At 73.4% G+C, this 23,593-nt stretch carries 20 protein-coding genes and 1 pseudogene; 12 read left to right on the top strand and 9 right to left on the bottom strand.

From position 1 onward, the window contains the following. Positions 1-135: 135 nt before the first annotated feature. Together ACZ42X_RS20225 and ACZ42X_RS20220 are read right to left on the bottom strand one after the other, a co-directional pair. A complete protein-coding gene (locus tag ACZ42X_RS20225; RefSeq protein ID WP_468291668.1) occupies positions 136-519 on the bottom strand; it encodes a hypothetical protein in 384 nt (127 codons plus the stop codon). A 171-nt stretch (positions 520-690) separates the two neighbouring features. After that, the gene (locus ACZ42X_RS20220) at positions 691-1,821 is read right to left on the bottom strand and encodes a site-2 protease family protein (protein WP_468291665.1); all 1,131 of its coding nucleotides are present in this window, start codon (positions 1,819-1,821) and stop codon (positions 691-693) included. Between the two features lie 128 nt (positions 1,822-1,949). On the opposite strand from ACZ42X_RS20220, the gene ACZ42X_RS20215 reads away from it, so the two are divergent. Then, positions 1,950-2,426, top strand: coding sequence for an archease (locus ACZ42X_RS20215; RefSeq protein ID WP_468292412.1), 477 nt, complete (start codon positions 1,950-1,952; stop codon positions 2,424-2,426). Between the two features lie 57 nt (positions 2,427-2,483). Here the strand turns inward: ACZ42X_RS20215 and ACZ42X_RS20210 are convergent, their stop codons facing one another. After that, the gene (locus ACZ42X_RS20210; protein ID WP_468291662.1) at positions 2,484-3,842 is read right to left on the bottom strand and encodes an RtcB family protein; all 1,359 of its coding nucleotides are present in this window, start codon (positions 3,840-3,842) and stop codon (positions 2,484-2,486) included. Between the two features lie 219 nt (positions 3,843-4,061). On the opposite strand from ACZ42X_RS20210, the gene ACZ42X_RS20205 reads away from it, so the two are divergent. From ACZ42X_RS20205 to ACZ42X_RS20195, 3 genes are read left to right on the top strand one after another with little or no spacing between them, the layout of a single operon-like run. Then, positions 4,062-4,472 carry a four-helix bundle copper-binding protein gene (locus tag ACZ42X_RS20205; protein WP_468291659.1) on the top strand — a complete coding sequence of 137 codons (411 nt, stop codon included), beginning with the start codon at positions 4,062-4,064 and terminating at the stop codon, positions 4,470-4,472. 46 nt (positions 4,473-4,518) lie between these two features. After that, positions 4,519-5,004 (top strand): Lrp/AsnC family transcriptional regulator, encoded by a 486-nt coding sequence (locus ACZ42X_RS20200; protein WP_361420231.1) that lies wholly within the window; start codon positions 4,519-4,521, stop codon positions 5,002-5,004. Then, positions 5,001-5,675 carry an HAD family hydrolase gene (locus ACZ42X_RS20195; RefSeq protein WP_468291656.1) on the top strand — a complete coding sequence of 225 codons (675 nt, stop codon included), beginning with the start codon at positions 5,001-5,003 and terminating at the stop codon, positions 5,673-5,675. Before ACZ42X_RS20200 ends, ACZ42X_RS20195 begins: the two co-directional genes overlap by 4 nt. A gap of 132 nt (positions 5,676-5,807) precedes the next feature. Here the strand turns inward: ACZ42X_RS20195 and ACZ42X_RS20190 are convergent, their stop codons facing one another. Then, positions 5,808-6,296 carry a DUF6882 domain-containing protein gene (locus ACZ42X_RS20190; protein ID WP_468291652.1) on the bottom strand — a complete coding sequence of 163 codons (489 nt, stop codon included), beginning with the start codon at positions 6,294-6,296 and terminating at the stop codon, positions 5,808-5,810. A 177-nt stretch (positions 6,297-6,473) separates the two neighbouring features. Here ACZ42X_RS20190 and ACZ42X_RS20185 point away from each other — a divergent pair. Next, positions 6,474-6,878: pseudogene (locus ACZ42X_RS20185) on the top strand (mycothiol transferase); the annotation flags it as partial. Between the two features lie 50 nt (positions 6,879-6,928). Here ACZ42X_RS20185 and ACZ42X_RS20180 read toward each other — a convergent pair. After that, complete coding sequence (locus ACZ42X_RS20180; RefSeq protein WP_361420243.1) at positions 6,929-8,215, bottom strand: ATP-binding protein; 1,287 nt, start codon at positions 8,213-8,215, stop codon at positions 6,929-6,931. Positions 8,216-8,418: 203 nt separating this feature from the next. Between ACZ42X_RS20180 and ACZ42X_RS20175 the strand changes: the two genes are divergently transcribed. Both ACZ42X_RS20175 and ACZ42X_RS20170 read left to right on the top strand, forming a co-directional pair. Further along, the gene (locus ACZ42X_RS20175) at positions 8,419-9,582 is read left to right on the top strand and encodes a lactate 2-monooxygenase (protein ID WP_468291649.1); all 1,164 of its coding nucleotides are present in this window, start codon (positions 8,419-8,421) and stop codon (positions 9,580-9,582) included. 5 nt (positions 9,583-9,587) lie between these two features. Continuing rightward, positions 9,588-10,556, top strand: coding sequence for a 2-hydroxyacid dehydrogenase (locus tag ACZ42X_RS20170; RefSeq protein WP_468291646.1), 969 nt, complete (start codon positions 9,588-9,590; stop codon positions 10,554-10,556). Positions 10,557-10,616: 60 nt separating this feature from the next. Here the strand turns inward: ACZ42X_RS20170 and ACZ42X_RS20165 are convergent, their stop codons facing one another. Further along, entirely contained in the window at positions 10,617-11,039 is a 423-nt protein-coding gene (locus ACZ42X_RS20165; protein ID WP_361420254.1) for a secondary thiamine-phosphate synthase enzyme YjbQ, read from the bottom strand. A gap of 76 nt (positions 11,040-11,115) precedes the next feature. On the opposite strand from ACZ42X_RS20165, the gene ACZ42X_RS20160 reads away from it, so the two are divergent. After that, entirely contained in the window at positions 11,116-12,303 is a 1,188-nt protein-coding gene (locus tag ACZ42X_RS20160; protein ID WP_468291642.1) for an NAD(P)/FAD-dependent oxidoreductase, read from the top strand. Between the two features lie 46 nt (positions 12,304-12,349). Further along, on the top strand, positions 12,350-13,489 hold the full coding sequence (locus ACZ42X_RS20155; RefSeq protein ID WP_468291639.1) for an NAD(P)-binding domain-containing protein: 1,140 nt from the start codon (positions 12,350-12,352) through the stop codon (positions 13,487-13,489). Between the two features lie 3 nt (positions 13,490-13,492). Here ACZ42X_RS20155 and mltG read toward each other — a convergent pair whose 3' ends face one another. Then, positions 13,493-14,353: an endolytic transglycosylase MltG gene (mltG, locus tag ACZ42X_RS20150; RefSeq protein WP_468291636.1), complete on the bottom strand. Its 861-nt coding sequence runs from the start codon at positions 14,351-14,353 to the stop codon at positions 13,493-13,495. Positions 14,354-14,738: 385 nt separating this feature from the next. After that, positions 14,739-16,547: an ABC transporter ATP-binding protein gene (locus tag ACZ42X_RS20145; RefSeq protein ID WP_468292409.1), complete on the bottom strand. Its 1,809-nt coding sequence runs from the start codon at positions 16,545-16,547 to the stop codon at positions 14,739-14,741. A 253-nt stretch (positions 16,548-16,800) separates the two neighbouring features. Here ACZ42X_RS20145 and ACZ42X_RS20140 point away from each other — a divergent pair, with 253 nt between their 5' ends. The 3 genes from ACZ42X_RS20140 (at position 16,801) to ACZ42X_RS20130 (ending at position 21,801) form a co-directional block, all read left to right on the top strand. After that, entirely contained in the window at positions 16,801-17,253 is a 453-nt protein-coding gene (locus tag ACZ42X_RS20140; RefSeq protein ID WP_355365265.1) for a MarR family winged helix-turn-helix transcriptional regulator, read from the top strand. A 30-nt stretch (positions 17,254-17,283) separates the two neighbouring features. After that, complete coding sequence (locus ACZ42X_RS20135) at positions 17,284-20,214, top strand: FAD-binding and (Fe-S)-binding domain-containing protein (protein WP_468291632.1); 2,931 nt, start codon at positions 17,284-17,286, stop codon at positions 20,212-20,214. Positions 20,215-20,388: 174 nt separating this feature from the next. Further along, positions 20,389-21,801: a Gfo/Idh/MocA family protein gene (locus ACZ42X_RS20130; protein WP_468291629.1), complete on the top strand. Its 1,413-nt coding sequence runs from the start codon at positions 20,389-20,391 to the stop codon at positions 21,799-21,801. Positions 21,802-21,850: 49 nt separating this feature from the next. Here the strand turns inward: ACZ42X_RS20130 and ACZ42X_RS20125 are convergent, their stop codons facing one another. Continuing rightward, positions 21,851-23,470: a peptide-N4-asparagine amidase gene (locus tag ACZ42X_RS20125; protein ID WP_468291627.1), complete on the bottom strand. Its 1,620-nt coding sequence runs from the start codon at positions 23,468-23,470 to the stop codon at positions 21,851-21,853. Between the last annotated feature and the right edge of the window lie 123 nt (positions 23,471-23,593).

Raw genomic sequence — 23,593 nt, 5'->3', positions numbered from 1 at the left:
GATGGGTCCATCACAACACTGTCTCGCCCGTTGGCTCAAGTGGCTCCTCATTCACTGAGCCAATGGCCCAGTGAGGCCGTACGAGCGTGCGCCAACGTGGAGCCAACGGCCCTCACCGGCGGCGCGGGCAGCCCGTCACCCGCGAGGCGTTCCGCAGACGCGGCCCAGCGCGGCCACCACCGTTCCGAGCAGCGAGGACGCGGCGAGCAGCCCCAGGCGGTACACGTCCGCGGAGCCGTCCCAGGTGAGCTCGCCCTGCTCGTGCACGACGAAGCCGTCGTACACCATCCACGCCACGACCGCGGCGAACGGAACCGCGCGCAGACTCGCGCGCAGGCTCACCAGGGCCGTGAGCACGCAGTACGCGGCGAGGGCGGGCACCGGGTGATGCAGCCACCGCACGGCGCCGAGTACGGGCAGGAGCCCGGCCGATCCGAGGGAGACGGACGCGCACACCACCGGCGTGGGGTACGCCGTCCAGGGCCTGGACCCGTCACGTGCCGAGTGCCTCGCGGGCATCACGCCCTCCTCGCTCGCCCCCGCATGTCGCCGACCCCCTCAGCGCAGCGGACGGCCGCGTCCAGGGCAACGCTCTTTCCAGCCGTACGCCGCGTTCAACCGGCCGTCCGTTCAACCAGCCGTCCGTTCAACCAGCCGTCCGTTCAACCGGCCGCGTGGTGAACCGGCCGTTCACTCGGTGCGGGGGCCGCGCAAGCTGTGCCGCCGCATCAGCCGCGCGATGTCCTTCGCCGTCACGATCCCGACCAGGCGCTCTCCGTCCACGACGAGGAAGCGCCCTCCGGCACCCGGGCGGAGCTTGTCGAGGGATTCGGCCAGCGGGTCGTCCGGGGCGGCGAGCACGCAGCGCGACAGCGGAGTGGCCACGTCCCGCACGCGCAGCTCGTCCCTGCGCGCCTTCGGTACCGCAGCCAGCCGGCCAACCTCCACGACCCCGCTGGGGCGGCCCTCGAAGTCGACCAGCGGCACGGCGGAGTGGCCGCACCCGGCCGCCACCTCGTCGATGAAGGCCCGCACGGTCAGCCAGTCGGCGCCGGTGACCACCGGGGCGGACATGGCGTCGGCCATCCGTACGCCGCGCAGGGCCGTACGGAAGACGGCACGCTGCCGTTCCGCACCGGCGACGACGGTGATGAAGAGGCCGATCACGACGAGCCACAGGCCGCCGGTCATCCCGCGCAGCACGGAGAACCACCCCAGGATCATGAGCAGCACGCCCATGACCTGGCCGCTGCGGCCGGCCGCCCGTTCGGCGCGGTCCCGGTCGCCGGTGCGCCACCACAGCGCCGCCTGCACCACCCGGCCGCCGTCGAGGGGGGCGGCGGGCAGCAGGTTGAACACGCCCAGCAGCAGGTTCATCCAGCCGAGCCACACCAGGACGGCGGCGGGCACGGGCCAGCCGGTCAGCCCGTGCAGTGCGACGCCCGCGCCGAGCGCGGCTCCGCCGACGGCCAGGCTGGCGAGCGGCCCGCTGACCGCGACCGCGAACGCCGCCACGGCCGTCTTCGGACTGTCCATCCGGGTGACCCCGCCCAGCGCCCAGAGGGTCACGTCGTCCACGGAGATCCGCTTCCACCGCGCCACCGCGGCGTGCGCGGCTTCGTGGAGCAGCACGCTGCCCATGAGCAGCAGCGCCCCTACGGCGCTGGCGACGGTGTAGACCGCGTCCGGGTGCCCGGGAGCCCAGGCGGGCAGGGTCCGGCGCCCCAGTCCGTACGCGAAGAGGACCGCGAGCAGCGGGACGCTCCAGTGCATCCGCAGCGGTACACCGCATACCCGTCCGACACGGAGTGAGCCCTTCATCGTCGCTCGTCTCCCCAGGGAACCGCAGGCCCGGGCGTCCGGCCGAGCGGCGCGGCGCCCTGCTTCATTGTCCTCCCCAGCGGGGGAATGGCGGCATATGTCCGGTTCATTGAGGGCAAGTGCTCGTCATGATCGGCGACGCGGATGACGACGGCACGAACGGCGACGAGCAGGCGGCCGGGCGGCGGCCGGGCGAGAGCGGGCACCGGACGGTTCCGCACACGGCGGACGTACGGATCGAGGCGTGGGGTTCGTCCCGGGAGCTGTGCCTGGCCGAGGCGGTGCTGGGGATGGTGGAGTGCTTCGCCGACCTCGGCGGCGTCCGCCCGACGGCGGTGCGGCGGGTGCGGTTCGACGAGACCGACGACGACGATCTGCTGGCCGCGCTGCTCGACGAGGTCATCTTCCGGCTGGAGGTGCACGGGGAGGTGCCCGTGGACGTCGAGGCGGAGATGACGGACGGTGGGCTGGACGTCCGGCTCGCGGTCGCGGAGCTCTCCCGGGTCCCGGTCATCGGCGCGGCCCCGAAGGCCGTCTCCTGGAGCGACCTCCACCTCGCCCCGGGCCCGTACGGCTGGACGTGTGCGGCGACCGTCGACGTCTGACCACCGGGGGTGGGGACCTGCCGTCAGCCCTTCACCACCGGGGGCGGAGGCGCGGCGTCAGCCCTTCACCACCCCCAGCGGCACCAGGCGCACCACCTTGCGGCACAGGCCCGCGCCCTCGCTCGCCTCGACCACCTCCGAGACGTCCTTGTACGCCTCCGGTGCCTCCTCGGCCAGGCCGCGCCAGGACGCCCCGCGCACCGCGATGCCCCGCGACTCCAGGCGGGCGCGCAGCTCCTCACCGCGTACCGCGCGCAGGGCCGCGTGGCGGCTCAGCACCCGGCCGGCGCCGTGACAGGTGGAGTGGAACGCGTCGCCGCCCGGCACGCCGGTCAGGACGTACGACGCGGTGCCCATGGTGCCGGGGATGAGGACCGGCTGACCGGCGGTGCGCAGGTCCTCGGGGAGGCCCGGGTGGCCGGGCGGGAGGGCGAGGGTGGCGCCCTTGCGGTGGACGCAGAGGGTGCGGGTCTCGCCGTCCAGCGCGTGGCGCTCGATCTTGGCGAGGTTGTGGGACACGTCGTACACCAGGCTCAGCCGGGCCCCGGCCATGCTGCGGAAGACGCGGCGCGCCGCCTCGCCGAGCATGTGGCGGTTCGCGCGCCCGTAGTTGGCGGCCGCGGCCATCGCCCCGAGGTAGGACTTCCCCACCGGTGAGTCGACCGGGGCGCACGCGAGCTGCCGGTCGGGCACGGTGATGCCGTAGCGCGCCATCGCCTTGTCCATCGTCCGCACATGGTCGCTGCACACCTGGTGCCCCAGCCCGCGGGAGCCGCAGTGGATCATCACGCACACCTGGCCGAGGGCAAGGCCGAAGGCGTGGGCGACCGGCCCGTCGTACACCTCGTCGACCGCCTGGACCTCCAGGAAGTGGTTGCCCCCGCCCAGACTGCCGACCTGTTCGAGGCCGCGCTGCATCGCCCGCTCGCTGACCTCGCCGACGTCCGCGTCGGGGACCGCCCCGGCGTCCTCGCAGCGCAGCAGGTCCCGCTCCTCGCCGTGGCCCTCCTCGACGGCGTACCGCGAGCCGCCCTCCAGTACCCGCCGCAGCCGCCCGGTCCCGCCGAGGTGCCAGACCGCACCCCGCCCGGGGCCGTGGGGGGCCGCCCGGCCCAGGCCGTCCATGAGCCGCGCCAGCACCGGCGCCAGGGCACGCCGGTCGCAGTCGGCGGCGAGGAGCCGCACCCCGCACGAGATGTCGAAGCCGACGCCGCCGGGTGACACCACCCCGCCGTCGTCGACGTCGGTCGCGGCGACGCCGCCGATGGGGAAGCCGTAGCCCCAGTGGATGTCCGGCATCGCGTACGAGGCGGTGACGATGCCCGGCAGGGTCGCCACGTTGACGACCTGCTCCAGTGATTTCTCGGCGTCCCGCAGCAGCCGCCGGGACGCGAACACGACCCCGGGGACCCGCATGTCGCGGTGCGGTGTGATGCGGAAGCGGTAGGGACGCTCCTACGTGATCTCCATGGTGGTGATCTCCATCGCGGCCTCCCGAGGCCTCCCGACCATCGCGCGCCGCGTACCCGCCCGCCGACCCGTCATGCCGACCCGTCATGTCGGGGCGCCGGGGGTTGTTTGCCCGGGGGCCACCGGTGCACCCGTCAGCGTGACGCAACAGAGGAGGCGAGGAAGATGACCACATCGGTCAAGGACATGCTGAACACCTACCCGGCCGACCTCGGCGGTGTGGACCGCGAGGCGATGGCCACGTGCATCGAGCAGTGCATCGCCTGTGCCCAGGCGTGTACGGCGTGCGCCGACGCCTGCCTGTCCGAGGGCATGGTCGGCGACCTGACCAAGTGCATCCGTACCGACATGGACTGCGCCGACATGTGCAACACCACCGCGTCGGTGCTCTCCCGGCACACCGGGTACGACGCCAACATCACGCGCGCGGTCGTGCGGGCGTGCGCCACCGTGTGCAAGGCGTGCGCGGACGAGTGCGAGAGCCACGCCGACATGCACGAGCACTGCCGGGTCTGCGCGGAGGCGTGCCGGCGGTGCGAGCAGGCGTGCAACGAACTGCTGGCGAGCCTCGGCTGAGGCACGCCCCCTGCCCACCCGCGGGAACGGGGTACTGTCACGTTCCGTGGCAGTGGACGAGCTCGACACCCGGATTCTGCGGCTGCTGATCGAACAGCCGCGCACGAGTGTGCGCGAGTACGCCCGGATCCTGGGCATCGCGCGCGGCACGCTCCAGGCGCGCCTGGACCGGATGGAGCGCGACGGGGTGATCACCGGCACCGGGCCGGTCCTCTCCCCCGCCGCGCTGGGGCATCCGGTGCTGGCGTTCGTGCACATCGAGGTGACGCAGGGATATCTGGACGAGGTCGGCGAGGAGCTCGCCGCCGTCCCCGAGATCGTGGAGGCGTTCTCGATCACCGGCGGCGGGGACCTGCTGACGCGTGTCGTGGCCCGGGACAACGGCCATCTGGAGGACGTCATCCAGCGGCTGATCCAGATCCCGGGCGTGGTGCGTACGCGGACGGAGATGGCGCTGCGCGAGCGCGTGCCGCACCGGCTGCTGCCCCTGGTGGAGGCGGTGGGGCGGGCCTCGCGCCCGCAGCGCCCGTGAACGCCGCGGTCGTCTTCGATCTCGACGGCACGCTGGTGGACAGCGAGCCGAACTACTACGAGGCCGGGCGCCGGCTGCTGGCGAGCCACGGCGTCGCCGGCTTCACCTGGGAGCGCCACACCGACTTCATCGGCATCGGGACGCGCGAGACGCTGGAGATCCTCAAGGAGGAGTACGGGCTCGACGCGCCGGTCGAGGAGCTGCTGGCCGCCAAGAACCGCCATTACCTGGAGCTGGCGCGCACGGCGACCGGGGTGTTTCCGCGGATGCGCACGTTCGTGGAGCTCCTGCACCGGGAGGGTGTCCCGATGGCCGTGGCGTCCGGCTCCTCACGCGCCGCGATCGAGGCGGTGCTCGACGCCACGGGCCTGGGCGCGTACATCGCCACGCTGGTCTCCGCCGAGGAGGTCGAGCGGGGCAAGCCCGCGCCGGACGTGTTCCTGGAGGCGGCGCGCCGGCTCGGCGTGGAGCCGGCGCAGTGCGTGGTCGTCGAGGACGCCCCACCCGGCGCGGCGGCGGCCCACGCGGCCGGGATGCGGTGCATCGCCGTTCCGTACGTACCGTCGACGGCCGACGACCCGGCCTTCCGGACGGCGGGGCTGCTGCTGCGCGGCGGGCAGGGGGAGTTCACGGCGGGGGCGGCGTACGACTTCTTCGTACGGGGCCGCTAGGGGGTGTGTCTTGTCGATCAGGCCGGATCAGCGAGCGGCGTCTGGTGCGGACGCGGGCCGACGGGTGCGGATCGGGACCCTGACGAAGATGTTCACCGCCGAGCTGGTCGACGCGGCGCGTCACGACCACCCTCACGGTGCTTCCGCGACCGGCTTCAGGTCGTGGATCGCAAAATGCAGCTGGGCGTCGTCCGTGGAATCCGCCCACAGGCCCTCTGCGTCGAGTACCGAGGCTGCGACCATGCGTGCTTCGGCGACGAGTTCGGGGTCGTAGTCGAAGCCTGGCCACGGCAGCACCGGAAAACCGTTCGTCTCTCCGAAACGGCGCACCTGCTCGATGTCGCCCAGGACTGCGGACGGCAGTGATGCATTGGCCCAGGCCCAGAGCCAGGTGCGCTGGGACAGGCTCACGCTGCCGATCATCGTGAGTCGTCCCGTGAGAAACGCCTTCCCGCTGCGGGACCACGTGATCCGCGCGTCGTCGAGTGACCAGTGGTACTGGACGTCCCCCGACAGACCGTAGCGCTCAACCATGAGGGCCTGCCGTGAGCGGGCTCGCTCACGAGCCGCGAGCACAGCCTCATCCCAGTCGGAATGGTCGTGCGGCGAGCCGTCCTCCACCTTGCCTCCTCGCGCAGAACTGTCGGCAAGATCCTCCCATCCCCTTCAAGCCGAGCGACGACTGCATCGGTCTCCCCAGGCCCCCGGGCACACTGCTCCCATGGCCGCTCCCATGACCGCTCCCATGACCGCACCGGATGCCAAGACCGACCTCCGCTCCTCCCTCCAGTCCGCGCGGGACGCCTTGCTGGCGAGCCGCTGCCCTGGCTGGACGAGGGCGCGGAGCCGAACGGGGACATGTGGGCCACCGCCAACGAGTCGCGCGCGTGGTTCGTGGACCTCTACCGCCGGGCGTGGGCGCACGCGGACGCCACGATCGACGCGCTGCCGCCTGACACGGTGGGCAGAGTGCCGTGGTGGCCCGACGGCCGGGACGAGGTGACGCTGCATCAGGCCGTGGTGCGCGTGCTGGCCGATACGCACCGGCACGCCGGGCACGCCGACATCCTGCGCGAACTCCTGGGCGGCGCCGTGGGGGTGAAGCAGGGCAACGACAGCATGGCACCGGGTGATTCGGCGTGGTGGGAGGAGTACCGGGGCCGGCTGGAGCGCACGGCGCTGGAGGCCGACCGGGCCGGGTGACGGCGCACCGGCCCGGTCCGCAGCCTCCCCGCGCGCTCCCGTACCCGCGGTCAGAACCGGGCGTGGGAGGTGATGTCCGCGCGGAACTGGTCGATCATCGCGGGCGTCACCGTCGGCCGGCACTGGGCGATGGCCTCCAGGTAGTCCTCGGTGCTCGCGCCCGGTGCCTGGTCGTGGTCCTGGCCGGCGCCGCCGCGCAGGTCCCGCTCGAAGGCGGCCTGGGCCGCGATCCGCGCCGCGTGCTCGATGTCGGCGGGCGTGAACAGCTCGCTCGCCGCCACCAGGACGGACACGTCGACGTCGGCCCGGCCGTGCGTGTAGCGCGACCAGATCGCCGTGCGCGCCTCCTTGTCCGGCGTACCGATCGGGATCAGGTAGTCGAAGCGGCCCGGGCGCAGGAACGCCGGGTCCAGCGAGCGGATGGAGTTGGTCGCGCAGACCAGCAGCCGCTCGTCGCCCTCCCGGAAGCGGGGGATCAGCTTCAGCAGCTCGTTGGTCACGCCGTGCATCCCGCCGGGCTGCGCGGGCTCGGTGCGTACGGGTGCGATCTCCTCGACCTCGTCGATGAAGACGAGCACCCGCTCCAGCTCCGAGATGCGGGCGAACGCGCTGCGCAGCGCCGCCGCCAGGTTGCCCTCGTCGGCCAGCCGGGACGGCAGCAGCTCCACGAAGGGCCAGCCCAGCCGGGAGGCGATGCCCCGGGCGAAGGTGGTCTTGCCCGTTCCCGGCGGTCCGAAGAGGGCGATGGCGCGCGGTGGCTGCACCCCGTGCCGGGCGGCGCGCTCCGGCTCGGCGAGCGGCAGCACGACGCGCCGCTCGATGAGGTCCTTCTCCGGCTCCATGCCGGCCACCTTGGCCCACAGGTCGGCGGGCAGGAACCGCCCGCCCAGGTCCTCCAGGAGGTTGGCGGCGGGGCCGTGCAGCGGCTCGACCTTCTCGAAGTACGCGACGGCCGGGCGCCGGGTGTAGCCGGCGTTGATCAGGCCCTCGCCGAAGAGGTCCTCCTCGGGCAGGACGTAGGCGATCCGGCCGACCCGGGCGGCGAGGAGCCGCCGCTCCAGCTCGACCAGGAGGGCGCTCGCCAGGCCCCGGCCGCGCCAGGCCGACGCGATGGCGATCCGCATCACCCAGGCGCGCTCCCCCGCCACGCAGGCGAGCGCCGCGCCGATGGGCACGCCCTGGTGGACGGCGACGACGGCCGGCTGGCGGGAGGTCAGCGCGCCGATGCACTCGGCGAGCGAGAACACGGACTCCTGGCCGAGCTCGGCCGTGGTGTCGATCAGGTGGACGACCGCCGCGAGGTCGCTCTCTCGGTAGTCGTGGATGAGCCAGTTCACGCGGTACCCCCTCGTTCGTGATGTTCCGGCGAGGCTAGGGGGCGTAAGCGGACCGGCTCCTGTGCCGGTCTGCACAAGCGCGCGGCGCCGAGTACGCCGCCGTGTCGGTGGACGGACTCCGTCGAGGTGGTGGACGCGGCGGGCCGCGACTCGCGAGGATCCGGGGGACACACGGTGCCGGGGCGAAGGGGTGGAACGCGCGCATGGGGAAACACTGGGCGGACTTCCAGTACGAGATCTACCTGAACGGCATGAAGGGCGCCGTGCCGCGCCTGCCCACCGACCTGACCCGCCTTGAGGAGCTCACCGAGCGGCGCCTCGGGCCCGGCCCGGTCGGTTACGTGGCCGGCAGCGCGGGCAACGGCAGCACCGCGGCCGCCAACCGGGCGGCGCTGGAGCGCCGGCGGATCGTGCCGCGCATGCTGCGCGACGTGCACGAGCGGGACCTGTCCGTCGGGCTCCTCGGCCGCACGCTGCCCGCGCCGCTCGCGCTCGCGCCCGTGGGCGTGCTGTCGATCCTGCACCCGGATGCGGAGCCGGCCGCCGCCCGCGCGGCCGCCGCGCACGGCGTTCCGTACATCCTGTCGTCCGCCTCCAGCACGCCGATGGAGCAGGTCGCCGAGGCGATGGGCGACGCGGAGCGGTGGTTCCAGCTGTACTGGCCCAAGGACCGCGAGGTCGCCCGCTCCTTCCTGGACCGGGCGAAGGCCGCGGGCTTCAGCGCGCTGTTCGTCACGCTGGACACCCCGCTGCTGGCGTGGCGGCCGCGCGACCTGGACCAGGCGTACCTGCCGTTCCTGCACGGCGTGGGGACCGCCAACTACTTCACGGATCCGGCGTTCCTCGCCGGTCTCGCCAAGCCGGTGCACGAGGATCCGGACGCCGCCGTCCTGCACTTCGTGAGCATGTTCGCCGACCCCGCCAAGACCTGGCCGGACCTGGCGTTCCTGCGGGAGAACTGGGACGGGCCGATCGTCCTCAAGGGCATCCTGCACCCGGACGACGCCCGGCGCGCCGCCGGCGCGGGCGTGGACGGGGTGGTCGTGTCCAACCACGGCGGCCGCCAGGTGGCCGGTTCCGTCGCCGCCGCCGATGCCCTGCCGCGCGTGGCGGAGGCGGTCGGCGACCGGCTGACCGTGCTGTTCGACAGCGGCGTCCGCACGGGCGACGACATCTTCAAAGCGCTCGCCCTGGGCGCCCAGGCGGTGCTGGTGGGGCGTCCGTACGCGTACGGGCTCGGTCTCGACGGCCAGGCGGGCGTCGAGCACGTCATCCGCTGCCTGCTCGCCGAGCTGGACCTGACCCTGGCGCTGTCCGGGCACTCCACGCCCACCACGCCGGGCCCCGACGACCTCTTCGAGGAGTAGACACCGTGAAGAACGTCCTTGCCGTCGTCCCGCCCCACGTCGGCGGCCGCACCGCCGGTGCCGCGCTCGCCGGGCTGTTCCCGGGCGAGGCCCGCGTCACCGTCGTCGAGACGGCCGACGAGGACCCGGTCGCGCTGCGCGAGGCCGACGTCCTGATCACCGCCCTCGCCCCGGTCACCGCCGGCCACCTGGCGGCCGCGCCGCGCCTGGAGCTGGTCCAGTGCGCCAGCCACGGCTACGACTGCGTCGACGTGGAAGCCGCCCGGGCGCGCGCCGTCACCGTGTGCACGATCGGCTCCAGCGACGCGGAGAAACAGAACGTCGCCGAGCAGACCTTCGCACTCATGCTGGCCCTCGCCAAGCAGCTGATCCCCGCCCACACCGCCCTCGTCGACGGCGACTGGGCGCTGCCGCGCCTCCAGCACTCCCTCACGGAACTGTCCGGCAAGACCCTCGGCATCATCGGCCTCGGCCGCATCGGCACGGAAGTCGCCCGCCGCGCGGCCGCGTTCGACATGCGCGTCCTGTACGCCGGCCCGCGGCGCGCCGCCCCGGAGACGGAGTCCCGCGCGGGCGGTGCCCGCCACACGGAGCTCGACGAGCTGCTGCGCGCCTCCGACTACGTCACGCTCCACGCCCCGCTCACCGACGCCACCCGCCATCTCCTCGACGCCGACCGCCTGGCCCTCCTCAAGCCGACCGCCTTCGTCGTCAACACCGCCCGCGGCGCCCTCATCGACCAGGAGGCCCTCGCGGACGCCCTCGAATCCGGCACCCTCGCCGGCGCGGGCCTCGACGTCTTCGACCCGGAACCACCGCCCTCGACCCTGCGGCTGCTGAAGGCTCCCCGCGTCGTGCTCTCCCCGCACGTGGGCGGCGTCACGCGCGAGACGCTGGTCCGCATCGCCCTGGCCGCGGTCGAGAACGTCACCGCCTACGTGGCGGGGAAGCCGCCGCGGGATGTGGTCGCGTGACGCCGGTTCACGGGGCCGCGACGAAGCACGGCATCTGAGCAGCCCTTGCTCGTCCTCTGCTCAGCCCAGGAAACTCAGCCGCACCTGGCGGTCCGGGTTGTCCTTGTTCGTGTCGACCACGCACACCGACTGCCAGGTGCCCAGCGCCATCTCGCCGTCGATGACCGGGATGGTCGCGTGCGGGGGCACCAGGGCGGGGAGGACGTGGTCGCGGCCGTGGCCGGGGCTGCCGTGGCGGTGTTGCCAGCGGTCGTCGGCCGGGAGGAGGGTGTGGAGGGCGGCCAGGAGGTCGTGGTCGCTGCCGGAGCCGGTCTCCAGGATGGCCACGCCGGTGGTGGCGTGCGGTGTGAAGACGTTCAGCAGGCCGTCCCGGCCCGCCGCGACCTCCCGCAGGAAGGACGCGCAGTCGCCGGTCAGGTCGTGGACCGTCTCCTTGGGGCCGGTGGTGATCCGCAGCGTACGGGTGGTGAATGCGTCGCTCATGCGTCCATGGTGTCACCGCGCGGCACGCCGTGCGGTGCCGTCGACGTGACGAGTCGTCAGTCGCCACCATGGGGGCATGGAGATCGACGGTGCGTCAGCCGAGGGGTCACTGCCGGAGGCCGCCGACGTCGTGGTCGTCGGGGGTGGGGTCATCGGGGCGAGCGTCGCGTTCCACCTCGCGGAGGCGGGGGTCGGGCGGGTGCTGCTCGTGGAGCGGGACGCGCCGGGGTCCGGGTCGTCCGGGAAGCCGATCGGCGGGGTGCGCGCGCAGTTCTCCGATCCGCTGAACGTACGGCTGGGGCAGCGCAGCCTCGCGGCGTGGCGGGCGTTCAGGGAGCGGCCGGGGGCGGAGGTGGGGCTGGAGAGCGTCGGCTATCTGTTCCTGCTGGCCGACGAGGCCGAGGTCGCGACCTTCCGGCGGGCGATGGAGGTGCAGCACGCGTACGGCGTGCCAAGCCGGCTGCTGAGCCCGCGCGCGGCGCACGGGCTGTGCCCGTACGTCGATCCGTCGTCGTTCGTGGCCGCCGCCCACTCCCCCGCCGACGGGTACGCGCTGCCCGGTGCCGCCGTCCGCGGCTACCTGCGGGCCGCCGCGTCGCTCGGCGCGACCGTACGGAGCCGGTGCGCCGTCACCGGGATCGAGACCTCCGGCGGGGCGGTCCGCGCGGTGTGCACCAGCGCCGGGACCGTGCGTACCGGGGTGGTGGTCTGCGCGGCCGGGGCCTGGTCCGGGGAGGTGGGCGCGATGGCGGGGGTGGAGCTGCCGGTCACCCCGCTGCGGCGGCAGATCGCCCTGACCGGGCCGCTGGACCCGGCGCCGCCGCGGATGCCGTTCACCCTGGACTACGGCTCCACGCTGTACTTCCACGGCGACGGCGCGGGCGGTCTCGTACTCGGGCTGTCCGATCCCCGTCAGGAGCCCGGCTTCGGGCGGGAGTTCAGCGAGGAGTGGCTGGACCTCTTCCGGGAGACCGCCGCCCGGCGCGCCCCCGCGCTCGCGGACGTGCCGGTACGCGGCGGCTGGGCGGGCCTGTACGAGATGACGCCCGACCGGGACGCGCTGATCGGTGAGGCGCGCGGCGTCAGCCGGTTCCTGTACGCGACGGGGTTCTCCGGGCACGGCTTCCTGATGGCGCCGGCGGTCGGGGAGGTGGTGCGGGACCTGTACCTCGGCAGGACGCCGTTCGTCGATGTCGCTCCGCTCGCCGCCGACCGCTTCGACGGCAATGCGTCCGGGGCCCGCTCGGAGGCGCACATCATCTGACCCGGTGGAGGGGAAGATGCGCACACCTCCCTTGGTTAGTGGAAGGGTGAACGATTTCCGGGTGTACGACGTGGTCGTGGTCGGCGCGGGGCAGGCCGGGCTCTCCGCCGCGTACCACCTGCGCCGCACCGGGCTGGAGCCGGGCCGGGACTTCGTCGTCCTGGATCACGCTCCGCGCCCCGGCGGCGCGTGGCAGTTCCGCTGGCCCTCGCTGACGTACGGCAAGGTGCACGGGATGCACCAGCTGCCCGGCATGGAACTGACCGGCGCCGATGACGGGCGTCCGTCGTCGGAGGTGATCGGCGGGTACTTCGCGCGGTACGAGGAGAGGTTCGACCTGCGCGTGCGCCGGCCGGTCGAGGTGACGGCGGTGCGGGACGGTGGCGAGGGCGGCCTGCTGCTGGTCGAGACCTCGGAGGGGACGTACGCGACGCGCGCCCTGGTCAACGCGACCGGGACCTGGGACCGGCCCTTCTGGCCGCGCTACCCCGGCCAGGAGACCTTCCGGGGGCGGCAGCTGCACACCGCGGACTATCCGGGGCCGGAGGGGTTCGCGGGTCTGCGGGTGATCGTGGTGGGCGGCGGGGCCTCCGGCACGCAGCACCTGATGGAGATCGCGGACGTCGCGGCGGAGACGACCTGGGTGACGCGCCGGGAGCCGGTGTGGCGCGAGGGTCCGTTCGGCGAGGCGGAGGGCCGGGCGGCGGTCGCGCTGGTGGAGGAGCGGGTACGGCGCGGGCTGCCGCCGCAGAGCGTGGTCAGCGTGACGGGGCTGCCGGTGACCGACGCCGTCCGGCGGGCCAGGGAGCGCGGGGTCCTGGACCGGCTGCCGATGTTCGACCGGATCACGCCCACGGGTGTGGCCTGGGAGGACGGGCGGGCGGTCGACGCCGATGTCATTCTGTGGGCGACCGGTTTCCGCGCCGCCATCGACCACCTCGCGCCGCTGCGGCTGCGTGAGCCGGGTGGCGGCATCCGCCTGGAGGGCACCCGTGCGGTACGCGACGAGCGCGTGCACCTGGTCGGGTACGGGCCGTCGGCGTCGACCATCGGCGCCAACCGGGCCGGCCGGGCCGCCGTGCGGGACATCGGGCGCCTGCTGGAACGCTCCGGCGAGCGCGCACCGATGCGGGTGCCGGCGCCGCGCGCCGTTGCGGGCCGCGCGCCCGACCGGGTGTCCGCGTGAGCGTCAGCTCGCCGCCGCGGTCCTCCGGACCTCGTTGAACTCCTGCACGTTCCGCTGGTGCTCGGCGTAGTCGGCGGTGAAGCGCGTGTCACCGGAGCGGACGGTCACGAAGTACAGCCAGTCGCCGGACGGCGGATTGATCGCCGCGTCCATCGCCTGCTCGCCCGGGTTGTCGATGGGGGTGGGGGGCAGGCCCTGGCGGTTGTAGGTGTTGTACGGGCTCTCCGTCCGGGTGTCCGCGTGCGAGGTGTCGAGGGTGGAGCGGCCCAGCGCGTAGTTGAGGGTGGAGTCCATCTGGAGGGCCATGCCCTGGGCGAGCCGGTTGTAGATCACTCGCGCCACCTTGCCCATGTCCTCCACGGTGTCGGCCTCGGCCTGCACGATGCTGGCGATGGTGACCGTCTGGTAGAGGCTCACGCCGTTGCGCTGCGCGCCCGCGCTGACGCGGTCGGCCCCGAACCGTTCGTGGGCGGTGCGCACCATGTAGTCCAGCAGGCCGCGCGCGGTCGTCTTCTCGTACACGGGGTACGTCGCCGGGAAGAGGAACCCCTCGGGGTTGCCCTGGGCGTCGGCCGGCAGCTTGAGCCTGCCGCTCTCGGCGACCTTCCGCGTGGTGCCGGGCGGGGCTTTGAGCGCCTTGTCGACGGCGGCGTACACCTGGGTGGCCCGCCAGCCCTCGGGGATGAGGAGCATCCTCGGCTTCTCGGGCGGCGGTGGGGCCGGGGCCTCGCCCCTGAGCAGCAGCAACGGCACCAGCACCGCGGCGGCCGTGGCGACCACCAGGCCTGCGGCGAGGGACAGCTTGCCCCGGCGGGTCATCCGGGACCGGCGCCGGGGCGTGCCCTGCGGGGACTCGTTCACCATGCGGGCACGCTAACCCGCGCCGTACGCCGAATCCGGCAGCCGGCCGCGCCCCGACACGTCGACCACCGAGTCGGCCCTGAACACGCGAACGCGGGATCGGATGTTCGCCTGAACGTGTGATCGCATCCGGTTTCCGGGCGGAACGCGGCTGCGGCGCATGATGCTTACGGTGCGCAAGCGACGGGCTGCAGACCTCGGTTGCGTCGTCCCACACATGCACGAAGCACAAGGAGAACGCACCACATGAACGTGCTCACCGATCTGCTGGCCGGTTTCATCCACTTCGTGGGCTGGCTCGTCTGACGATCGCTCGACCCGGCGCCGTCGCTCCCCCGTCCCACGGGAGCGGCGGCGCTTCCGTGTGCGGGCCCGGGGGTGCCGGGGGTCATGGCGTTGCCGGGGCGAGTTCCGCGTCGCCGCGGACGAGCGCGGCGTACCGGCCGTCCAGGGCGAGGAGTTCGTCGTGGGTGCCGCGTTCCGCGATGCGGCCGGCGTCGAGGACGACGATTTCGTCGGCGTCCCGGACGGTGGAGAGCCGGTGCGCGATGGTGATGGTGGTGCGGCCGGCGGAGAGCGCGTCGATGGCCTGCTGCACCGCGTGCTCGGTGCCGGTGTCGAGGGCGCTGGTCGCCTCGTCGAGGATGAGGACCGGCGGGTCGCGCAGGATGGTGCGGGCGATGGCGAGGCGCTGTTTCTCGCCGCCGGAGAAGCGGTAGCCGCGCTCGCCGACGAGGGTGTCGTACCCGTCCGGCAGGGAGGCGATGTGGTCGTGGATCTGGGCCGCTCGTGCGGCTGCCTGGATCTCCTCGTCGGTCGCGTCGGGCCGGGCGAAGCGCAGGTTGTCGGCGACGGACGCGTGGAAGAGGTAGGTCTCCTGGGAGACGACGCCGACCGCCCGGGCGAGGCTGTCGAAGTCCAGGTCGCGTACGTCGACGCCGTCGAGGGTGACGCGGCCGCCGGTGACGTCGTAGAGCCGGGGCACCAGGTAGCTGAGCGTGGACTTGCCGGAGCCGGTGGGGCCGACGACGGCGAGGCTGCCGCCCGCCGGGACGGTGATGTCGATGCCGTGGAGCGTCTCGCCGCTCTTCTCGTCGTACCGGAAGTCGACGTCCTCGAAGCGGACCTCGCCGCGGATCGTGTCGAGGCGGACCGGCTTCTCCGGCTCGGTGATGTCGACCGGCAGGTCGAGGTACTCGAAGATGCGCTGGAAGAGCGCGAGGGAGGTCTGGATCTCGACGCCCGTGGAGAGCAGGCTGACGGCGGGCCGGAACAGGCCCTGCTGGAGCGAGACGAAGGCGACGAGCGTGCCGATGGACAGGGCGGCGCCACCGGCCTGGAGCGCGAGTCCTGCGGCCCAATAGAGCAGCGCGGGCATGGCGGCCATGACGATGCCGATGGTGGACATCCGCCACCGCCCGGCCATGGAGGAGCGCACTTCGAGGTCGACGAGCCGCTCGGACTCGGCGGCGAAGGAGCGGGTGAGGGAGTCCGCGCGGCCCATGGTGCGGCCGAGCAGGATGCCGCTGACGGAGAGCGACTCGGTGACCGTGGCGGCCATCGCGGCCATCTGCTTCTGCCGCTGGGTGGTGATCGCCTTGCGCTCGCGGCCGACGCGGCGGCTGATCCACACGAACAGCGGAAGCAGCAGCAGGGAGACGACGGTGAGCCGCCAGTCCAGCGCGAGCATCGCGACGACGGTGGCCACGACGGAGGTGAGGTTGGAGACGAGGGAGGTGGCGGTGGAGGTGACGGTGGCCTGCATGCCGCCGATGTCGTTGGCGATCCGGGACTGGACCTCGCCGGTGCGTGTGCGCGTGAAGAAGGCGAGCGGCATGCGCTGGAGCTGGGCGTAGACGGCGGTGCGCAGGTCGTGCATGACGCGCTGGCCGACCGTCGTGGAGATCAGCGTCTGGAGTACGCCGAAGACGCTGGTCACCACGGCGGTGAGGATCATGCCGAACGCGAGCAGCGTGAGCAGTCCGGTGCGGCCCTGCGGGATGGCGGTGTCGAGGATCTCGCGGAGCAGGAACGGCGAGGCGACGGAGACGAGCGACGACGCCGCGACGAGCAGCCCGACGACGGCGAGCCGGGTGCGGTAGGGGCGGAAGAGCCGGAGGATGCGCCGGATCTCGGCCGGCGGTTGTTCCGGATCGGGGGGCGGTGGTGTCCAGGTGGACTCGGCGTGGATGCGCATGGGCTCCTTCGGGCTGGGCGCGCCGCCGGGCTCGGCGGGCGCGCGGGTGGGTGACGCGCGGGCGGCCACGTGGGTGGCGCCCACGCGGACGACATGGACGCCGGTGCGCCCGTGTCTGGCACCCCCGCATCGCGGGTGTCCCCTCGCGGCGCGACCGACAGCCGCGACCGACGACGCGACACCACGAACGATGCAGAGCTTAGCTCATTGTTACCTACCTTCACAATGAGCGTAGTCCTGATAGTCTTCCGTCATGAACTCCCCCGACGCCGACGGCCTGCTGGCCGAGCAGCTGCTGCGCCTGACCCGCCGGCTCCACCGCAGCCAGCAGCGCCAGCTCGAGTCGGCCGACGTCGCCATCACCCCGGCCCAGTCCCGGCTGCTGCGGATCGTCGCGCACTACGACCGCCCGCCCCGCATGGCGGACCTCGCGGCCCGGCTGGAGGTCGTGCCCCGGGCCGTGACGAGTCTGGTCGACGGCCTGGAGGCGAGCGGCCGGGTCCGGCGCGTCCCCGATCCGGACAACCGCCGGGTGATACGGATCGAGCTCACCGACACCGGCCGGGACACGCTGCGGCGGCTGCGCAGCGCGCGCCGGGCGGCCGCAGAGGACATCCTGGCTCCGTTGACCGCCGAACAGCGCGAGGTGCTCGGCGGCCTGCTGTCCGCCCTCGTGGACGGGGTGCCGGAGCGGCGGCGCTGCTGAGACGAGGCCCGACGTCGAGGGGACCGTGACATGCCGTTGCTGGAGCCGAACCCGGACACGCTGCGCCCCGGCGTGCGGCGGACACCGTCCCCCGACCGCGTACCGGATCTGGTGGCGCACGGTTCACCCGGGCGGCTGCGGGACGAGCTGCTCGCCCTCCTGGGCCCCGACAAGGTGCTGTGGCGCGTCTCCGACCTCGTGCGGTACGCGTCGGACGCCAGCCCCTACCGCTTCGTGCCGCAGATCGTCGTGGTCGCCGAGACCACCGACGACATCGCCGCCCTCCTGGCGTACGCCCACGACAAGGGCCGCGAGGTGGTCTTCCGGGCCGCCGGCACCAGCCTCAACGGCCAGGCGCAGGGCGAGGACATCCTGGTGGACGTGCGCAAGCACTGGGTGGGCGTCGAGGTGCTGGACGGCGGCGCCCGCGCCCGCATCCGGCCCGGCACCGTCGTCGCCCGGGCCAACGCCACGCTCGCCCGCTACGGCCGGGTGCTCGGTCCCGACCCGGCGAGCGCCGCCGCCTGCACCGTCGGCGGCGTCGTGGCGAACAACGCCTCCGGCATGACCGCCGGTACCGAGCGGAACTCGTACCGCACGGTCTCCTCGCTCACCGTCGTCCTGCCGTCCGGGACGGTCGTCGACACCGGCGACCCGGCCGCCGACGAGAAACTGGCACGCGCCGAGCCCAAACTGTGCGAGGAGCTCCTCGCACTGAAGGCGGAGATCGAGGCCGACACGGAGCTGACGGCCCGGATCCGCGCCAAACACCGGCTGAAGAACACCAACGGCTACCGGCTGGACGCCTTCCTGGACGGCTCGACACCCGTCGAGATCCTGCGCGGGCTGATGGTGGGGTCCCAGGGCACCTTCGGGTTCATCGCCGAGGTCGTCTTCGACACGCTGCCGCTGGACCGCGAGGTCTCCACCGCGCTGCTGTTCTTCCCGTCCCTGCCCGCCGCCGCGGCCGCCGTGCCGCGGTTCACCGAGGCCGGCGCGGTCGCCGTCGAGCTGATGGACGGCAACGCCATGCGGGCCTCCGTCAGCGTGGCGGGGGTGCCCGCCGACTGGGCGGAGCTGCCCGGGGAGACCACCGCGCTGCTGGTGGAGTTCCGGGCGCCCGACCGGGCCGCGCTGGGGGCGTACGAGCGGGCCGCCGACCGGGTGCTGGCGGGTCTGGAGCTGGTGGCGCCGGTCGCGTCGGTGACCAACCGGTTCACCCGGGACGCGGCGGTCATCGGCGGGTACTGGAAGGCGCGCAAGGCGTTCGTCACGGCGGTCGGCGGCTCCCGCCCGCCCGGTACGACCCTGATCACCGAGGACTTCGCCGTCCCTCCGGCACGCCTGGCCGAGGCGTGCGAGGCGCTCCTCGCGCTCCAGCGGGAGCACGGCTTCGAAGCGGCCGTCGCGGGCCACGCCGCCCACGGCAACCTCCACTTCCTGCTGGCCTTCGACGCGGCCGACCCGGCCGACACCGACCGCTACGCCGCCTTCATGGACGCCTTCTGCACCCTGACGGTCGAGCGGTTCGACGGCTCCCTGAAGGCCGAGCACGCCACCGGACGCAACATCGCCCCGTTCCTGGAGCGGGAGTGGGGGCCGACCGCCACCGAGCTGATGTGGCGTACGAAGCGGGCCATCGACCCGGAGGGGGTGCTCGCGCCGCGGATCGTCCTGGACCGCGACCCGCGCGCCCATCTGCGCGGCCTGAAGACGATCCCCACGGTGGAGGCGCTCGTCGACCCGTGCATCGAGTGCGGCTTCTGCGAACCGGCCTGCCCCAGCGCCGACCTGACGACCACTCCCCGCCAGCGGATCGTGCTGCGGCGCGAGATGATGCGGCAGAGCCCCGGCTCACCGGTCGAGGACGGCCTGGCGGCGGCGTACGGCTACGACGCCGTGGACACCTGCGCGGGCGACTCCGTCTGCAAGCTCGCCTGCCCCGTGGGCATCGACACCGGCGCCCTGATGAAGCGGTTGCGCCACGAGCGGCACTCCGCGCGCGAGGAGCGGGTGGCGGCGCTCGCCGCCCGCAACTTCAAGGGGGTGGAGGCGGCGGCCCGGCTCGCCCTGTCGGCCGCGGACGCGGCCGGCGACCGGCTGACCGCGTCGGTGACGGGCCTGGCGCGCCGTGTCATCCGGCCCGATCTGGTCCCCGAGTGGCTGCCGGAGGTCCCCGGCGCGGCCCGCGCCCGTCTCCCGCGTACGGAACGGACCGGCGCGGCCGCCGTCTACTACCCGGCCTGTGTGAACCGGATCTTCGGCGAACCCGACGGCTCCGAGGACCCGCCCCTCCCCCTCCCCCAGGCCATCGTCGCGCTCTCCGCGCGGGCCGGGCGGCCCGTGTGGATCCCGGACGACGTGGCGGGCACCTGCTGCGCCACGATCTGGCACTCCAAGGGGTACGAGGAGGGCGCGCGCGTGATGGCGAACCGCGTCGTGGAGGCCGCCTGGGGCTGGACCGCCGGAGGCCGCCTGCCGCTCGTCGTCGACGCGTCCTCCTGCACGCTGGGCCTCGCCCGGGACGTGGTGCCGTACCTCACCGACCGCAACCGGGCGCTGCACGGCGAGCTGACGGTCCTCGACTCGGTCGTGTGGGCCGCCGACGAGCTGCTGCCGCACCTGGAGGTACGCCGCCGGGTGCGCTCCGCCGTGGTCCACCCCACCTGCGCGATGCTCCACCTCGGCGACCAGGACCGGCTGACGGCACTCGCCGCGGCCTGTGCCGAGGAGGTGTACGTACCGGACGACGCGGGCTGCTGCGCCTTCGCGGGCGACCGCGGCATGCTGCACCCCGAGCTGACGGAGTCGGCGACGGCTCGCGAGGCGGCCGAGGTGACGGCCCGCCCCTTCGAGGCGTACCTCTCGGCCAACCGCATGTGCGAGATCGGCATGGACCACGCCACGGGCCGCCGCTACCACTCGGCGCTCCAGGAGCTGGAGCGGGCGACCCGCCCCTGAACCGGCCCCGCGCCTCCACGAAGAACCGCGAGAGCCGGCGAGAGCCCACGAGAGTCCATGGGCTCGTCCCAAGAGTCCAATCCGCGCTCTTGCGCACCCTGAGCCACGACCGCCAGGGTCCTTCCCGGGATTCATGAACCCGTCCGCGCACATCACGTAGCTACGGGAGGTTCGATGAACGACGCAGCACCCGGGAACCAGGACTCGCCCAGCCGTCGCTCCGTCCTGCGGACCACGGCGGGCGTGGCGGGGGTGGCGGGGGCCGCCGGGCTGGGGCTCGGCGCACTGGGCGGCACCGCCGCCGCCGAAGCGCCCGGGGACGTACCGGCGCCCCGGCGCCAGGGCAGCACCATGGCGGGCGTGCCCTTCGAGCGGCGGTCGACCGTACGGGTCGGGATCATCGGCCTCGGCAACCGCGGCGGCAGCATGATCGACCTGTTCCTCGCCCTCCCCGGCGTACGGGTGGTGGCGGTGTGCGACCCGGTCAGGGCGAAGGCCGAACAGGCGGCCGCCAAGGTGGTGAGGGCCGGTCAGCCGTCCCCCGCCGTCTACGCGAAGGGCGAGGACGACTACGCCGACCTCTGTGCGCGCGGGGACGTCGACTTCGTCTATGTGGCGACCCCGTGGGACTCGCACTTCGAGATGGCGAAGGCGGCGATGCTGGGGGGCAAGCACGTCGGCGTCGAGTGCCCCCTCGCGATGCGCCTGGACGAGCTGTGGGCGCTGGTGGACCTGTCCGAGCGGACCCGTCGCCACTGCATGCAGTTGGAGAACTGCTGTTACGGCCGGAACGAGATGCGGGTGCTGCGCATGGCGCACGCCGGCGTGTTCGGCGAGTTGCTGCACGGCGCGGGCGCGTACAACCACGACCTGCGGGAGCTGATGTTCTCGCCCACGTACTACGAAGGCCCGTGGCGCAGGCTGTGGCACACGCGGCTGCGCGGTGATCTGTACCCGAACCACGGCTTCGGGCCGGTGGCCAACTACATGGACGTGAACCGGGGCGACCGGGTCGTCAGCATCAGCAGCTTCGGTACGCCGGCGCTCGGGCTGGCCGAGTACCGGGAGGCGAACATGCCGCCCGGGGACCCGAGCTGGAAGGAGACGTACGTCGGCAGCGACCGCACGATCAGCATGGTGACGACGGCGAAGGGCCGGGTGATCCGGCTGGAGCACGACGTGTCGACGCCGCATCCGTACAGCAGGATCAACAGCCTGGGCGGGACGAAGGGCGTCTTCGAGGACTACCCGGCGCGCATCTACGTCGAGCCGGACCACAAGGGCCACCAGTGGGGCGACTTCTCGGCGTACGCGGCGGAGTTCGACCACTGGCTGTGGAAGGAGCACGCCAATCCGCCCGGCGGGCACGGCGGCATGGACTACATCATGGTCTTCCGCCTCATGCAGTGCATGCGGCTGGGGCTGGTCCCGGACTTCGACGTGTACGACGGGGCGACCTGGACGGCGCCGGTGCCGCTCAGCCACGCCTCGATCAAGGCGAAGGGCGCGCCGCAGCAGATCCCCGACTTCACGCGGGGCGAGTGGAGGAAGCCCCGCTCCGGGATGGATTCGGTCAAGCCGGAGTGAGGGGGTGCGGGGCCCGGCGCAACGCATCGGGCCCCGCGGCCCCGAGGCGTCAGCAGCGGCGGCGGTCCACCGTCAGCGTGCCCTGGACGGCGGTCAGGGTGCGGTCGTAGCAGCCCGCCGGGCCCTGCAGCCGGTAGCGCTCGGTGGTGGTGCCCACCGCGTGCCGCTGGTCGCGCGGCACGTTGGCGGTGTACGTCGCGTCGCCCGTGTACGTGTCGTCGAGGCGCGTCCAGGCCGTCCGCTCGCCGCCGCGCAGGACGAGGGTGTCGGCGCGGTCCCCGAGCGTGAGGACGGTGCGCAGCCGGTCTCCGGCGCCGAGCGTCGTCTCGCCGTCCATGGTGTACGTGCGGTGGGTGCGGGTGACGGTCCGGCCGCTGGTGACGGTCTCGTCGTCCGTCCAGCCGGCCGTCAGCGCGTCGGTGGTCTCGCCGTCGGTCCAGCGGTGGACGGAGGTGTGGGCGAGGGACCGGGTGACGGTGGTGGCGACGCGGCCGTGCGAGGTGTCGAGGTACCCGGCGATGCCGAGCCGGTGCGCCGCCTCGGTGGCGAGGCGGTGCTCCCGGCCCGGTGTGTACGCCGTGGAGTTGGCGGGCGCGCCGGTGTCGTGGCGGGTGAGCGCGCCGGTGACGACCTCGCGTCCTTCGTCCTGCCAGAGCAGGAGGTTGGTGGGCGTGGACCAGCCGGGCGCGCCGGCGGGCACCCCGGCGACGGTGACCTCGATCCGGTGCGGCCGCCCGTCGTTCAGCAGCGCGGCGAACGGCGTCAGGTCGTACACGACGGGCTTGACGTCGAAGGCGCGCGGCGCGGGGGTGACGTACCAGAGGAAGGGGTTGGACCAGCCGCCCGTCCAGACCGTGGGGAACGGGGCGGCGATGCCCGCGAGGCGCCCGTCGACGCTGATCCGCACCTCGCGGTGCGGGCCTTCGGCGGCCTTGCAGGAGTAGGGGGTGGCCTCCGGGACGGACAGGTACCAGTACTCCTCGCAGCCGCCGCCGGAGCCGGTGGCGTACACCTCGGCGAGGATCCGTTCGGAGTTGCGCGGCAGCGTCGGTGACGGGGTGTCGAGCGGGATCACCCGGTCGGGGACGTCGGCGGCGGGGCCGGGGCCGTACGCGGGGTGTGCGTAGAAGGTGAGCGTCACCGTGACGTCGAGGACGCCGGTGTACGTGTCGTTCACGACGTTCCCGATGAGCATCTCGACGGGGCCCGGGCGGCGCAGGGTGTCGCTGTAACGGGTGATGTCCTTCTCCACCGACCAGCTGATGCCGTCCGGAGAGGGCTGCGGGGTGGAGGTCCGGAAGACCTCGACGCCGCCGACGGTGAGGTGGCCGAGGCGGTCGTACTGCCGTCCTTTCACGCTGCCGTCGAGCCGCAGGACCACCGCGCTCCAGCGGTCGCCGCACCCCTTCGGGGGCGTGTAGGCGCCCCGGTACGGGGTGAAGTCGCGGAACTGCGCCTTGGCGAGGGTCACTTCGCAGGAGTGCACGCCGGCGGGGCGCGGGACGGGCGGGGCGGCGGTGACGGGATCGTGCCAGTCGGTCCCGAACTCGGCGGGGGGATGGGGCCGTTCCGCGGCAGCAGGGGCGGCGGGGAGCAGCGCCGCCGTGACGGCCAGCAGGGTGCCGCGGACCGCAAGGCTGAGCATGCTCATGACTGTCCGTTGTCTCATGGGCCGCGAGTGAAGCGCGCGTCACGGGAGTGCGCCAGACAGCCCGGTGGACCTTGGCGCGTTTCGCTCCGTCCTGCCGGAAAATCGATTGCCGACCCCGGGTCCGGACGGCGAACCTTGCAC

It is taken from the genome of Streptomyces sp. NPDC030862 (assembly GCF_055571835.1).
This window is presented reverse-complemented; position numbering and strand designations above follow the sequence as displayed.

What these genes read in the sequence shown, in the direction of transcription:
- ACZ42X_RS20225 (WP_468291668.1), bottom strand. Translation starts at nt 519, where the DNA reads ATGCCCGCGAGGCACTCGGCACGTGACGGGTCCAGGCCCTGGACGGCG.
- ACZ42X_RS20220 (WP_468291665.1), bottom strand. Translation starts at nt 1,821, where the DNA reads ATGAAGGGCTCACTCCGTGTCGGACGGGTATGCGGTGTACCGCTGCGG.
- ACZ42X_RS20215 (WP_468292412.1), top strand. Translation starts at nt 1,950, where the DNA reads ATGATCGGCGACGCGGATGACGACGGCACGAACGGCGACGAGCAGGCG.
- ACZ42X_RS20210 (WP_468291662.1), bottom strand. Translation starts at nt 3,842, where the DNA reads ATGCGGGTCCCCGGGGTCGTGTTCGCGTCCCGGCGGCTGCTGCGGGAC.
- ACZ42X_RS20205 (WP_468291659.1), top strand. Translation starts at nt 4,062, where the DNA reads ATGACCACATCGGTCAAGGACATGCTGAACACCTACCCGGCCGACCTC.
- ACZ42X_RS20175 (WP_468291649.1), top strand. Translation starts at nt 8,419, where the DNA reads ATGGGGAAACACTGGGCGGACTTCCAGTACGAGATCTACCTGAACGGC.
- ACZ42X_RS20165 (WP_361420254.1), bottom strand. Translation starts at nt 11,039, where the DNA reads ATGAGCGACGCATTCACCACCCGTACGCTGCGGATCACCACCGGCCCC.
- ACZ42X_RS20160 (WP_468291642.1), top strand. Translation starts at nt 11,116, where the DNA reads ATGGAGATCGACGGTGCGTCAGCCGAGGGGTCACTGCCGGAGGCCGCC.
- mltG (WP_468291636.1), bottom strand. Translation starts at nt 14,353, where the DNA reads ATGGTGAACGAGTCCCCGCAGGGCACGCCCCGGCGCCGGTCCCGGATG.
- ACZ42X_RS20145 (WP_468292409.1), bottom strand. Translation starts at nt 16,547, where the DNA reads ATGCGCATCCACGCCGAGTCCACCTGGACACCACCGCCCCCCGATCCG.
- ACZ42X_RS20140 (WP_355365265.1), top strand. Translation starts at nt 16,801, where the DNA reads ATGAACTCCCCCGACGCCGACGGCCTGCTGGCCGAGCAGCTGCTGCGC.
- ACZ42X_RS20135 (WP_468291632.1), top strand. Translation starts at nt 17,284, where the DNA reads ATGCCGTTGCTGGAGCCGAACCCGGACACGCTGCGCCCCGGCGTGCGG.
- ACZ42X_RS20130 (WP_468291629.1), top strand. Translation starts at nt 20,389, where the DNA reads ATGAACGACGCAGCACCCGGGAACCAGGACTCGCCCAGCCGTCGCTCC.
- ACZ42X_RS20125 (WP_468291627.1), bottom strand. Translation starts at nt 23,470, where the DNA reads ATGAGACAACGGACAGTCATGAGCATGCTCAGCCTTGCGGTCCGCGGC.